Origin of the sequence: Acidovorax sp. LjRoot118, assembly GCF_964253575.1 — a bacterium.
Taxonomy (GTDB): Bacteria; Pseudomonadota; Gammaproteobacteria; order Burkholderiales; family Burkholderiaceae_C; genus Acidovorax.
In genome coordinates, this window is the sequence record NZ_CAXURB020000001.1 from 6,245,233 (window position 1) to 6,257,799 (window position 12,567).

Here is a 12,567-nt window from a genome sequence, read left to right on the forward strand (position 1 = left end):
CAGAAGAAGGGAACCCGCGCCAGGGAACGGGTTTGTAAAATCGGATTATCCATGAGCCACCCTTTCCCCCCATCTTCCTCCCCCTCACCCGCGGGTGCGGCGGCGGCAACGCCCCCCTCTTCCACCGTCACCTGGCCTGACGCCGAACGCCACCGCGCCTTCGACGCCTGGCTGGGGCCCTTGGTGGGAGGCCACCAGCTCAGGCCCGAAACGCTGCGCCCGGCATCCGCCGATGCGAGCTTTCGGCGCTACCTGCGCATCGACACCGCCCTGGGCACGAGTTGCATCGTGATGGATGCCCCGCCCGACAAGGAGAACTGCCGCCCCTTCGTGCAGGTGCAGCGCTTGCTGGCCGACGCCGGCCTGAACGTACCGCAGATCCTGGCCTGGGACGAGGCGGGCGGCTTCATGCTGCTGTCCGACCTGGGGCACCAGACGCTGATCGAGCTGCTCGACCCCGAGAAGCCCCAGGACGCCTATGCCTGGTACCAGCAGGCCGCCGAGGTGCTGCTGCAGTGGCAACTGGCCTCCCAGCCCGGTGTGTTGCCTGCATACGACGAAGCCCTGCTGCGCCGCGAGCTGGCGCTGTTCCCCGACTGGTACCTGGCAAAGCACCGCGGCGTCACGCTGGATGCCGGGCAGCAGGCCACGCTGTCCAGCGCGTTCGACGCCATCGTGGCGCACAACCTCGCGGCGCCGCAGGTCTACGTGCACCGCGACTTCATGACCCGCAACCTGATGGTGCCGGTGCAGGAGGGCGCGCCGCTCGGGGTGCTCGACTTCCAGGACGCGGTCTACGGCCCCATCACCTATGACATCGCCAGCCTGATGCGCGATGCCTTCATCAGCTGGGAAGAGGAATTTGTCATCGACATTACCGTGCGTTACTGGGAGAAGGCACGCAAGGCCGGCCTGCTGGGCGCGAACAGCGCCAGCGGCTTTGGCGAGGACTTCGGCGAGTTCTACCGCAGCGTGGAATGGATGGGCCTGCAGCGGCACTTCAAGGTGGCCGGCATCTTCGCCCGCCTCACCCTGCGCGACGGCAAGCCCAAATACCTGGCCGACGCGCCGCGCTTCATGGCCTATATCCGTGCCACCACCCACCGCTACCGGCAACTGGGCCCGCTGCTCAAGATGCTCGATGAGATCGAGGGCACCGAGGCGCCCATGGGCTATGCCTTTGGCCGCGTGTGAATGAAGCACCCCCTGAGTCGCTTCGCGCCTTCACCCCTCTCTCGCATTGCTGCGCAATGCGCGAGGGGGACGCCCCCAGCGCGGCGGGGCGGCCCTTGCGCGGGGGCACTGGCCTTGGCCGCGCCAGTCTTATGCGTTGCGTGCGGCGCTAAAGGCAACTGATATGCCATTGAAGAGATAACGCACATGCCCCGCTTCCACTGCCCCATCGACCTTGCGCCTGGTGCCGAGATCGACCTGCCCCCGGGCGCCGCCCGCCACGTGCAGGTGCTGCGCCTGCAGCCCGGCGACGCCATCACCCTCTTCCACGGTAGCCAGGACGGCCCCGGCGGCGAATTCGACGCCACCGTGCTGCGCATGGGCCGCAGCGACGTGCGCGTGCAGGTCGGCGCCCACCATGCCATCGAGCGCGAGGCCCCGCGCGCCGTGCACCTGCTGGCCGGCATCACCGCCAACGAGCGCATGGACTGGCTCGTGGAGAAGGCCGCCGAACTCGGCGTGGCCAGCATCACCCCCCTGGTGGCCGAGCGCAGCGTGCTCAAGCTCAAGGGCGAGCGCGCCGACAAGAAGCTGGCCCACTGGCAGGCCGTGGCCGTGGCCGCCTGCGAGCAGTGCGGCCGCAACCGCGTGCCCGTGGTGTACGGTGCGGTGGATCTGGCGGGCTGGGTGCGCGCACAGGCCCAGCCAGGCGCTGCGGGCGCGGCGCAGCGCCTGCTGCTGTCGCTGCGGGCGGGCACTGTCCCCTTGCACACCGGGGTGGCAGGCACAGGTCCCGTGGTGTTTCTGTCGGGCCCCGAGGGCGGGTTGAGCCCAGTCGAAGAGGATCTGGCGCTGCAGCATGGCTTTGCGCCCGTCACCCTGGGTGCGCGCGTGCTGCGGGCCGAGACGGCGCCCCTGGCGGCCCTCGCTGCGCTCACGGTCGCCTGACCCAGGCGCGGATGCGACACAAAAACTCCCCGCCCGGGGAGCCCCGCCGGTAAAATCCCGGCCAGCGCCGCTGGCCCAGTGCGCCCAACCCCGGGCGACGTGCCCTTGGCAGGAGGCAGGCCACCTTGCACAAACCCACCCACTGGCGGCGGCTGGTGGGCTCCTTCCTTCCCACTGACCGTCGGCAGCGCACGATAGGCAGCATGGCCTTGCTCGCGCTGCTGCTCATGATCGGCAGCTCGGGCGTGATGCTCATGCTCGCGCATGCGGGCATGACCGCCCATGAAGAGGCGGTCCAGTGGTGGGCCGCCATTTCGGTGGGCGGCCTCATGGTGATGACGGCCATGGTCTTCAGTGGCTGGTCGGCGCGCCTGCCCGATCCCTCGCTCACCATGGCCCAGATGGCCTGGACCATCACCAGTGGCGCCGTGGCCTACGTGCTCGCAGGTGACGCGCGCGGGGTGGTGCCTGCCGTGCTGGCCATGATCCTGTTTTTCGGCACCTTCGGCCTGACGCTGGCGCAGGTAGTGGGCATCGGCGCCTACGCCCTGCTGACCTTTGTCGTGGCGGTTGCGGCGGCAGCGCGGTTCAATGCCGGCACCTATGGCGTGGTGGACACCGCCTATGCGCTCATGGTGCTGCTCGTGCTGGGGGGCTCGATCGCGCTGAACCTCCGCATACAGAGCATCCGCCAGCGCCTGCGCCAGCAGCGCGAGGCCCTGGCCCAGGCGCTGGCCGAGAACCGCGAGCTGGCCATGCGCGACGAGCTCACGGGCCTGCTCAACCGCCGCGCCATGGTGGACCTGATGCTGCTGGAGCAGCGGCGCTGCCTGCGCAGCGGCCGCCCCCTGCTGCTGGCGCTGCTGGACATCGACCACTTCAAGCCCATCAACGACCTGCACGGCCACTCCACGGGCGACCGGGCCCTGCAGGCCTTCACTGCCACCGTGCGCGCCAGCGTGCGCGACACCGACGTGCTCGCCCGGTGGGGCGGCGAAGAGTTCGTGCTCATGCTGTGCGACACCCGGCTGGACGACGGGCATGAACTGCTGGAGCGGGTGCGCTCTGCGGTGGCGGGGCTGCAGGTGCTGCACGTGCCGGACGCGGTGTGCTTCACCGTGTCGGCCGGCCTGGCCCAGCATCTGCCCGAGGAGACCATCGAGCACACGCTGGAGCGGGCCGACCAGGCGCTCTACACCGCCAAGGCCCTGGGGCGCAACCGGGTGGCGGTGGCGCCGGGCCAACGGGTGGCGGCTTCGGCAGGGCACGCGCGGTCGTGAGCCTCGCTGCTTGATAGCCTCGGGGCCGCTGGGGGGCACCGCACAGGTACCATCGCCGCATGAGCACCTACTACGAAACCTTGCAGAACGCCAGCGCCTACCCCGAATCCTTCGGAGTGGAGTCCCCCGCCGTGCTGGGCGAGCGGCATCTGTGGCCGCGCAAGAACGGCTTTTTCATCCGCGCTGCTGCAGAGGCGGTCGACGAGGTTGCGCCGGTGGTCGCAAGCGAAGGACTGGCCGAATCCCCGCCCAGCCGCGCCGCGCGGCGCCGCGAACTGGTGCCCGCGCAGTGGGGCCTGGTGCCGCACTGGGTCAAATCGGCCTCCGATGGCAAGTTGCGTGCGCCCAAGCTGGCGCATGCCAAGTCCGATACCGCCTCCACCGGCACAGCGTTCCGCGATGCCTGGCTCAACGGCCAGCGCTGCATCGTGCCCATGGCAGCTTTCTACGAAGACGACTTTCGCCCGGGCAAGGCCGTTCCCACCCGCATCACGCGGGTGGACGGCAAGCCCATGGGCGTGGCGGGCCTGTGGGCGCGCTGGCAGGGGCCGGATGGCGAAGTGCTGCTCAGCTACGCGCTGCTCACGGTGAATGCCAACAACCACGCCCTCATGCACCGCTACCAGCAGCCGGGCAGCGAAAAGAGCATGCCCGCCATCCTTAACGAAGGCGCCTACGACGCCTGGCTCAGCGCACGGCAGGAGAAGGCCAAGGAATTCATGCGCCAGTACCCGGCCCAGTGGCTCACCGCCAATCCGCTGGAAAAGAAGGCCGACAAGGTTCCGAAGGGCTGGCTCGAATAGCCAGCGGACGCTCCTACGCCACGTAGAGCAGCACGGTGACGAAGTGGCAGATGCTGCCGCCCAGCACGAACAAGTGCCACAGCCCGTGGCCGTGGCGAACCTTGTGGTCGGTGGCGTAGAAGACGATACCCAGGGTGTAGCAGGCGCCGCCCGCCAGCAGCCAGCCGAAGCCGGCGGGGGTGAGCGCCTGCCACAGCGGCACCACGGCCACCAGGGCCAGCCAGCCCATCAGCACATAGATCACCAGCGAGAGCACGCGTGCGCCCTTGGCCAGCCAGATCTCCTGCGCGATGCCCAGCAGGGCCAGGCCCCAGACGACCCCCAGCAGCGACCAGCCCCAGGCGCCGCGCAACGAGACCAGCGCAAACGGCGTGTAGCTGCCCGCGATCAGCAGGTAGATGCTGCAGTGGTCCACCTTCTGCAGGATCTCCTTGGCGCGCCCGCGCACGCTGTGGTACGCGGTGGATGCCGTGTACAACGCCACCAGCATGGCCCCGTAGATGCTGAAACCCACGATCTTCCACGGGTCGCCCAGCCGGGCGGCCAGCGCCACGAGCACTGCCGTGCCGGCCACGGCCAGGGCGGCGCCCACCAGGTGGCTGATGCTGTTGAAACGTTCTCCGTGGTACATAAGGTCATCCTTTGCAATGCATGCAGCGCCACAGGCCAGCCGTGCATGGCCCACCATACACAATCCGTGCCACGCAGGGGCTCCAATCCCTGTGCAACGTCCGGGCACTCCTGTTGGTGCACATGCACAGCCGCTGGCGCGCCTGCCAGGGATTTCGATGTGCACAATGGGCGCCTCCTTCCCCTGCCCTCGCGCCCGGCGCCCCCGTCTGCATGAACAAGAACCTCTGGCTGCTGGCCCTGTGCCAGGGCCTTTTCCTGACCAACAATGTCGTCTTCATCGCCATCAACGGGCTCGTGGGCCTGCAGCTGGCGCCCTATGGCTGGATGGCCACGCTACCGGTGATGGGCTACGTGGTGGGCGGCGCGCTGTCCACGGCGCTGGTGGCGGCCACGCAGGCGCGCTGGGGGCGCAAGGTGTCGTTCCAGATCGGGCTGGCCGTGGCCGTGCTGTCGGCCGCGCTGTGTGCCTGGGCCGCGTTCAGCGCGCAGTTCTGGCTGCTGTGCGCGGCCACCGTGGTGGCCGGCTACTACAGCGCCAACGGCCAGCTCTACCGCTTTGCGGCCGCAGAGCTGGCCGTGCCGGCCTACCGTGAGAAGGCCGTCTCCCTGGTGCTGGCGGGTGGCCTGCTGGGCGCCGTGGCCGGCCCCAACCTGGCCAGTGCCACGCGCCTGCTGTTCCCGGTGCCGTTTGCCGGCGCCTACGTCGCGCTCATGGGTGTGGCACTGCTGGCCATGACCTGCATGTCGGCTATCCGCTTCGCGCCGCCGCCCGTTGTGCTCGACGCCGCAGGCCAGCCGCAACAGGGCCGGCCTCTGGCCGAGCTGATGCGCCAGCCCGCCTTCGTGGTGGCCATCCTGGGCGCCGCGCTGGGCTATGGCGTGATGAACCTGCTGATGGCGGCCACGCCGCTGGCCATGCAGGTGTGCGGCTTCGCCTTCGATCAGGCGGCACTGGTGCTGGAGTGGCATGTGATCGGTATGTTCGCGCCGGGCTTCTTCACCGGCCACCTGATCAAGCGCCTGGGTGTGCTGCCCGTCATGGGCACGGGGGTGCTGCTGAACTTCGCCTGCGTGGCCGTGGCGCTGTCGGGGGTGGAGCTGCACCACTTCGGCATTGCCCTGTTCATGCTGGGCGTGGGCTGGAACTTCCTGTTCACGGGCGCCACCACGCTGGCCATGACGGCCTACCGGCCCGAGGAGAAGGACCGCGCCCAGGCCGCCATCAACTTCTGCGTGTTCGCGACGCTGGCGGTGAGTGCCTTCTCGTCGGGCGTGCTGGTCACCACCCAGGGCTGGACGCTGCTCAACGCGGGGTCGCTGGTACCCATCGTGGTCACGGGTGCAGGCCTGGCGTGGCTGGCAGTGCAGCGCCGCAGAGCCTGAGCATCAGGGTGCCGTGACAGGCACTTGCGAAGCCACGGCCTGCGTGAGCCAGTGGACAAAGGCCTGGACGGCGCGCTCTTGCGCCCGTTCGCGCGCGACGAACAGGCTGTAGCCGCGCAGGCCGCTGTCCACGAAAGGGTGGGCCAGGGCCAGGTCGCCCGATTGCAGCTCGCGCTCCACGAAGTAACGCGGTACCAGGCCCACCCCCAGGTCCGCGCGCACCGCCTCGACGAGCATGGAGAACAGATCGAACCGGTGCCCGCCCAGGCTGTGAGCCGGCGTGTGGGCAACGCCCGCGTGGGCGAACCAGTCGTCCCAGGCGCCCAGGCGCGAGCTGAGCTGCAGCAACGGCACGGCGCTGAAATCGCCGCGCTCCATGGCACGCCGGTGGCGTGACCCTGGTGCGCATACGGCCACGCAGGCCTCGCGCAGCAGGGGCTGCTGCAGGGCGCCGGGCCAGGCCGCATCGTCGTATTGCACGGCCACGTCGAACGGGATCTCGGCCATGTAGGTTTGCGTGGGGTAGACCTGCAGGTGCACGCTGCAGGCCGGCTCCTCGGCCAGGAAGGTGGGCAGGCGCGGCAGCAGCCAGCGCTCGGCGAACACCGGCACGCAGCCCACCTGCAGGCTGGTGCCGTCGGCGCGCTGGGCCATGGCCTCGCGCGTGTGGTTCTGCAGGCGCAGCAGGTCACCCACGATTTGCGCGTGGTAGCGCCGGCCCACCTCGGTCAGATCGGTGCCACGCGCGCTGCGCCGCACCAGTTGCAAGCCCAGTTGCCCTTCGAGCTGGCGCAGCTGCTGGCTCACCGCGCTGTGGGTCAAAAACAGCTCCTGGGCGGCCTTGCCCACGCCATGGTGGCGCGCCACGGCGTCGAAGATGAGCAGGGCGCGGGTGCTGGGGATATGGCGGTGCATGTAAGAAAAACTGACGAGTGGGTAGATTAAAGCAGAGCCGAAAGCGGCGCTGCGGCCCAACAATGCTCCGTTGCAGTGTGCCGCTTGTCGCCTGCCAGGCGGTCCGCATTCTTGTAGTTTCGTCAATTTTCCTTTCCACCATGATCCAGACCCGTACCCCCCGTTTCGCCTTCGCGGCCAGCGCCGTTGCCCTGTCCGTCGCCACCCTGCTGGGCGGTGCGGCCCATGCCCAGGCCGTCGCCCCCACGCCTACCCAGTTGCGCCCCGCCGTGGACCAGGCCTACACCCAGCTCATGGCCGCCCCGCAGATCCAGAAGCTGCTCGAGGCCGTCAAGGCCGACCACGAGCGCTCGATCGGCGACCTGAAGCTGCTCACCGAGATCGAGGCGCCGCCCTTCAAGGAGCAAAAGCGCGCCGAAGCCTTCCTCACCCGGCTGAAGGCGCTGGGGCTCACCGATGCGGCCATCGACGCCGAAGGCAACGTGGTCGGCGTGCGCAAGGGCACGGGCCAGGGCCCCAAGCTGGTGATCTCGGCCCATATGGACACGGTGTTCCCGGCTGGCACCGACGTGAAGGTCAAGGAGCGCGACGGCCGCCTGTATGCGCCCGGCATCTCCGACAACACGCGCGGCTTGGCCGTGTTGCTGTCCTGGCTCAAGGTGCTCAACGACAACCGCATCGCCACCGTGGGCGACCTAGTGTTCGTGGGCAACGTGGGCGAGGAGGAACTCGGTAACCTGCGCGGCATGAAGCACCTGTTCGCCGAGCACCTGGACATCGACGGCATGGTGGCCCTGGAGCCCGCCCCGGACGGCACCGTTCTGGTGCTCGGCACGGGCAGCCACCGCCACGAGGTCACCTTCAAGGGCCCGGGCGGCCACAGCTATGCCGCCTTCGGCCAGGTGCCGAGCGCCATCCACGGCATGGGCCGGGCGATTGCCAAGATCTCCGAGATCCGCACGCCGACCTCGCCCAAGACCACCTTCACCGTGGGCACGGTGGGCGGCGGCACTTCTGTGAACACCATCGCCCCCGAGGCGCGGATGGCCGTGGACATCCGCTCCGACGCGATGGAGCCGCTGCTGGCCACCGAAAAGCAGGTGCTGGCAGCCGTGGACGCGGCCGTGGCGGAGGAAAACCAGCGCTGGGGCGTGACCACGCTGAGCGCGTCCAGCAAGCTGATCGGCGACCGCCCAGGCGGCCGCACCCCGGTGGATGCGATCCTGGTCGAGGCCGCCGTGCGCTCCAACACGGCGTTCGGCCACAAGACGGTGCTCAGCGGTGCCAGCACCGACGCCAACGTGCCCATGTCCCTGGGCATCCCGGCCATCGTGATCGGTGGCGGCGGCAAGACCGGGGGCTTTCACGCGCTGTCGGAATGGATCGACATGACCGATGCCTGGAAGGGTGCGCAGAACTCGCTGGTCACCGTGCTCGGCCTGGTCGGTGTGCAGGGCATCAGCCAGCCCCTGCTCGAAAAGCGCCCTGCGCGCACCAAGTGAGTCCGCAGGCTTGCGGTCTCCTATCGACCGGCGGCCCTCAGTAGGACAATTCACCATTGTTGACACCAGGGCCTGCCCTGGCCTGCGTACCATCTCCGGGTGGCGGGCTGCTTCGGCCCTGCCCTGACTTATTTCAGGAGATCACCATGGGTTTGCTCGATTCAGTGCTGGGCGCTGTCATTCAGAACGCGTCGCAGGGCCATGGCGGTGCTTCGGCCGCGCAAGGCGGTGGTGGCCTGGGCGGGCTGGTGGCGCTGGCCGCACAGAATCCGCAGCTCATCCAGGCGGTGCTGTCGCTGGTGAGCAATGACGGCCCGGTGGGTGGCTTGCCCGGCCTGATGGCCAAATTCCAGCAGGCCGGGCTGGGCGACATGATCGCCTCGTGGCTCGGCTCCGGCACCAACCAGGCCATCTCGGGCGACCAGCTCTCGCGCGTGCTCGGCTCCGGCCCACTGTCGCAGGTGGCATCGCAGCTGGGCGTGGGCCAGTCGGATGCGGCGAACCAGCTGGCGCAGGTGCTGCCGGGGCTGCTTGACCAGCTCACGCCGCAGGGCCATGCGCCCCAGGGCGGCCTGGGCCACAGCAGCGACCTGTTCGGCATGCTCGGCGGCCTGCTGAGCAAGTAAGCCACACGCAGGAATCACCGGGGCTGGTCTACAGGCCCTGGCCGATCACGATCAAGCGACGGAAGCGAGCCGGCCCCGGGTGGCCGCGTTGTTGGCGCGTGCCGGGCAGCGCATGTCCAGCCACTGGCGCAGGGTCTCGAACACGGGGGCAGCCAGATCGGAGCGCTCGTTGAACAGCTCGTGGTACAGCGGTTCGAAACAGCGCGACTGCACCCGGGCGCTGGGTGCGGCGGCCGCAAAGGCGCGGCTGCCAGCGGGGTTCACCAGCCTGTCGCTGCCGGCCCACATCAACAGGGTCGGCACTTTCCACTGGGCCGCTGCGGCCACGGTGGCCGGGCCGCCGTCGGCAATGAAGCGCGCCAGGCGCGCACTGATGCGGTCATGGCACAGCGGGTCTGCCAGGTAGGCGACCGGCACGGCATTGTCGTGCGAGAGGTACTGCGCATCCAGGCCATTGCCCACGCGCAGGTTGGGTGCCAGGCGCGGCAAGGTGGCCAGCAGCAGCTTTTGCACCGCGCCCAGGCCCGGATCCAGCGCCGGGGACGACAGCACCAGCGCATCCACGGGCCGCACGCCGAGTGCGACGAAGCGCGAGGCCACCAGCCCGCCCATGCTGTGGCCCAGCAGCACCAGCGGCAAGCCCTCGGGGGTGCGGGCGCGCACAGCGTCCACCATGTCGGCCAGGTCGTCGAGCAGCCGGCTGTCGGTGGTGAGCCCGCCGCGCGGCCCGCTCGATTCGCCGTGGCCGTACTGGTCGTAGCCGCGCACGGCAAAGCCCCAGCCCCCCAGTTGCCGCGCCAGCGCGTCGTAGCGGCCCACATGCTCCCCCAGGCCATGCACCAGCAGCACGGTGCCCCGCTGGGCCTGGCCCGGTGGCAGCGGCCAGTCCTGGACGGCCAGATTCTCCCCGTCGCTGGCGGTGAAGGTGGTCAGGGTGGAGGGAGCGGGTTCGGTCATCGGACAGGCGGCAGAAGTGAGCGTCGTGGCCCGGGGGCGGACAGGAAAGGTTCGCGCAGGCAACAATCTGCCGCACGCAGGCATCGTGACGGGGCCGTGCAGCGCCGTCAATGGATTTCATGCAGGGCCAGGCCTGGCAGGTCCGGGCCATGGCGAGTACCCAACGGTTCAGGGCCTGTTAACAGGCCCTAGTTCAGCGAGATCCAGAGGTCGTCCCAATCGGTGGGCTGGAAACTGCCCTCGCGCCGCAGCACCTGCTGGTGCTGGCGGTTGAGCACATAGTGCGTGGGCCTGCGCGTGATGGCCCCGAAGCTGTCCTGGTGGCCTGGGGCGTTGCGCCAGGCGATGGGAAAGCGCTGCTCCGCCGGCACGGACACCTTGAGCAGGTCGATGTACTGCATGAAATCCGCGCTCTTGTCGTCCAGGTTCACCCCCAGCAGCACGAAGTCGCGCTGGCGGTTGTTGGTGTAGAACTCGCGCATCAGGCGCAGCTCGTTGACGCACAGGGCGCAGCCGGCGGTGAAAAAGCTCACCAGGCAGACCTTGCCCTTGAAGTCGGACAACATGACCGGCTTGCCATCGCTGCCGGTGCCTGACAGCTGGTGCTGCGCACCCTTTGTCGGCACGGGTGCGGGCTGCGCCCAGGCACCCAGCTGGGTGGATGCCAGGGCCGATGCGGTGAAGGTCTGTAGAAACGCGCGTTTGTCCATCATCAGGGCCTGCAACAGGGAAGCGGTAAACCGGCGCCCCGCCAAGGCAGGGCGCAGGAGGAAAGACTCTCAGCCTCTCAGGCCGGGGTGGCTGGCGCAGCCTGCTCGGCGGCCATGGCCGCGATCACGTGGGCCACCGATGCCGTGAGGCGCTTGGCATACGGCACATGCAGGAACTCGTTGGGGCCGTGGGCATTGCTCTTGGGGCCGAGCACGCCGCAGACCATCATCTGCGCCTGAGGGAAGCCTTCGCTGAGCATGTTCATGAGCGGGATGGTGCCACCCTGGCCGATGTAGCCGCAGGGCGCGCCGAAGTGCGCCTCTGATGCCTCGTTGAGCGCCCGCTCGAACCAGGGCGTGGTGGCCGGGGCGTTCCAGCCCGTGGCACCGCCGCCGTGGTCGAAGGTGACCCGGGCCTGGTAGGGGGCGTTGTCCTCCAGCAGTGTCTTGAGCTCCTGTACGGCCTGGGCCGCGTCCACCAGCGGGGGCAGGCGCAGGCTGAGCTTGAAGGCGGTGTAGGGGCGCAGCACATTGCCCGCGTCCTGAAGGGCCGGAAAGCCTTCGGCGCCGGTCACGCTGAGCGTGGGTGTCCAGGTGCGGTTGAGCAGGGCCTGCAGCGGGTCGGTGGTGGTGGGCAGCGCAAAGGCGGTGGAGCCGCCGCAGTCGTAGTGCGCCCAGGGGAAGCGCCTGTACACCTCCTCGCCCAGGATGGCGGCCGTGGCGCGGGCTTGGGCCAGGCGGTCCGCAGGCACCTCGCAGTGGAAGCTGGCGGGCAGCAGGCGGCCGGTGGCGCTGTCTTCCAGCCGGTCGAGCACCTGGCGCATGATGCGAAACGACGAAGGCACCAGGCCCGAGGCGTCGCCCGAGTGGATGCCTTCGGTCAGCACCTCGACCTTGAGCGTGCCGCTGGCCATGCCGCGCAGGCTGGTGGTGAGCCACAGCTGGTCGTAGTTGCCGGCGCCCGAGTCCATGCAGACCACCAGCGCCACGTCGCCCATGCGGCTCTTCAAGGCATTGATGTAGGGCAGCAGGTCGCCCGAGCCGCTTTCCTCGCAGGTCTCGATCAGGCCCACGATGCGTGGGTGCGGCACGTTCTGGCGCTTGAGTTCCTGCACGGCAGCAATGCTGGCGTACACCGCATACCCGTCGTCGGCGCCACCGCGGCCGTAGAGCTTGCCGTCCTCGTACTTGGGCGTCCAGGGGCCCAGGTCATTGCGCCAGCCCGAGAACTCGGGCTGCTTGTCCAGGTGGCCATACATCAGCACGGTCTGGGCCGAGGCGGGCGCGGTGGCGTCGATCTCGAAGAACAGCACGGGGGTGCGGCCTGCCAGGCGCACGATCTCCAGGCGCAGGCCGGCCACCTTCTGCGCTTCGACCCAGGTGGCGGCATTGCGCACCACGGTGTCGAGCAGGCCCAGCTCGGCCCAGTCGGGGGCAAAGCCGGGCGACTTGGCGGGGATGGCGATGTAGTCGGTGAGCTGGCGCAGGATGTCGGTGTCCCACGCCTGACTCACCCGCTCGAGCGCCAGTGCGGGTTGCAGGGCGTGGGGGGGGACGCGGGCGTTCATGGTGGTGTTCCTCTGGCGGGATGGGATGAAACCGACATTCCAACACAACGCGCGCCAGCGCGCCACGGG

General features: G+C 69.2%; 12 protein-coding genes. 7 read left to right on the top strand and 5 right to left on the bottom strand.

The genetic code is table 11. The annotated features are described in order from the left end of the window. The first annotated feature begins 51 nt into the window (after positions 1-51). The 4 genes from ACSQ9E_RS29395 to ACSQ9E_RS29410 all read left to right on the top strand — a co-directional run bounded on the left by ACSQ9E_RS29395 (position 52) and on the right by ACSQ9E_RS29410 (position 4,204). On the top strand, positions 52-1,194 hold the full coding sequence (locus ACSQ9E_RS29395) for an aminoglycoside phosphotransferase family protein (RefSeq protein ID WP_436219897.1): 1,143 nt from the start codon (positions 52-54) through the stop codon (positions 1,192-1,194). Positions 1,195-1,380: 186 nt separating this feature from the next. Continuing rightward, positions 1,381-2,121, top strand: a complete 741-nt coding sequence (locus tag ACSQ9E_RS29400) for a 16S rRNA (uracil(1498)-N(3))-methyltransferase (RefSeq protein WP_436219898.1) — start codon at positions 1,381-1,383, stop codon at positions 2,119-2,121. 203 nt (positions 2,122-2,324) lie between these two features. Next, on the top strand, positions 2,325-3,401 hold the full coding sequence (locus ACSQ9E_RS29405) for a diguanylate cyclase (RefSeq protein WP_436219899.1): 1,077 nt from the start codon (positions 2,325-2,327) through the stop codon (positions 3,399-3,401). Positions 3,402-3,460: 59 nt separating this feature from the next. Beyond that, complete coding sequence (locus ACSQ9E_RS29410) at positions 3,461-4,204, top strand: SOS response-associated peptidase (RefSeq protein ID WP_436219900.1); 744 nt, start codon at positions 3,461-3,463, stop codon at positions 4,202-4,204. A gap of 13 nt (positions 4,205-4,217) precedes the next feature. On the opposite strand, the gene trhA is transcribed toward ACSQ9E_RS29410, so the two are convergent. Next, entirely contained in the window at positions 4,218-4,835 is a 618-nt protein-coding gene (gene trhA, locus ACSQ9E_RS29415; protein WP_057200522.1) for a PAQR family membrane homeostasis protein TrhA, read from the bottom strand. 212 nt (positions 4,836-5,047) lie between these two features. Here trhA and ACSQ9E_RS29420 point away from each other — a divergent pair, with 212 nt between their 5' ends. Continuing rightward, positions 5,048-6,220: an MFS transporter gene (locus ACSQ9E_RS29420; protein ID WP_436219901.1), complete on the top strand. Its 1,173-nt coding sequence runs from the start codon at positions 5,048-5,050 to the stop codon at positions 6,218-6,220. Between the two features lie 3 nt (positions 6,221-6,223). Here ACSQ9E_RS29420 and ACSQ9E_RS29425 read toward each other — a convergent pair whose 3' ends face one another. Then, positions 6,224-7,135, bottom strand: coding sequence for a LysR family transcriptional regulator (locus ACSQ9E_RS29425; protein ID WP_057200524.1), 912 nt, complete (start codon positions 7,133-7,135; stop codon positions 6,224-6,226). Between the two features lie 140 nt (positions 7,136-7,275). On the opposite strand from ACSQ9E_RS29425, the gene ACSQ9E_RS29430 reads away from it, so the two are divergent. Both ACSQ9E_RS29430 and ACSQ9E_RS29435 read left to right on the top strand, forming a co-directional pair. Further along, a complete protein-coding gene (locus ACSQ9E_RS29430; protein ID WP_157412365.1) occupies positions 7,276-8,637 on the top strand; it encodes a M20/M25/M40 family metallo-hydrolase in 1,362 nt (453 codons plus the stop codon). Positions 8,638-8,783: 146 nt separating this feature from the next. After that, positions 8,784-9,263 carry a YidB family protein gene (locus ACSQ9E_RS29435; RefSeq protein ID WP_057200525.1) on the top strand — a complete coding sequence of 160 codons (480 nt, stop codon included), beginning with the start codon at positions 8,784-8,786 and terminating at the stop codon, positions 9,261-9,263. A gap of 51 nt (positions 9,264-9,314) precedes the next feature. Here ACSQ9E_RS29435 and ACSQ9E_RS29440 read toward each other — a convergent pair whose 3' ends face one another. The 3 genes from ACSQ9E_RS29440 to ACSQ9E_RS29450 all read right to left on the bottom strand — a co-directional run bounded on the left by ACSQ9E_RS29440 (position 9,315) and on the right by ACSQ9E_RS29450 (position 12,498). Further along, positions 9,315-10,220: an alpha/beta hydrolase gene (locus ACSQ9E_RS29440; protein ID WP_057266938.1), complete on the bottom strand. Its 906-nt coding sequence runs from the start codon at positions 10,218-10,220 to the stop codon at positions 9,315-9,317. A gap of 188 nt (positions 10,221-10,408) precedes the next feature. After that, entirely contained in the window at positions 10,409-10,933 is a 525-nt protein-coding gene (locus ACSQ9E_RS29445; protein WP_436219902.1) for a TlpA family protein disulfide reductase, read from the bottom strand. 74 nt (positions 10,934-11,007) lie between these two features. Further along, positions 11,008-12,498, bottom strand: a complete 1,491-nt coding sequence (locus ACSQ9E_RS29450; RefSeq protein ID WP_057200528.1) for a M20 family metallopeptidase — start codon at positions 12,496-12,498, stop codon at positions 11,008-11,010. Between the last annotated feature and the right edge of the window lie 69 nt (positions 12,499-12,567).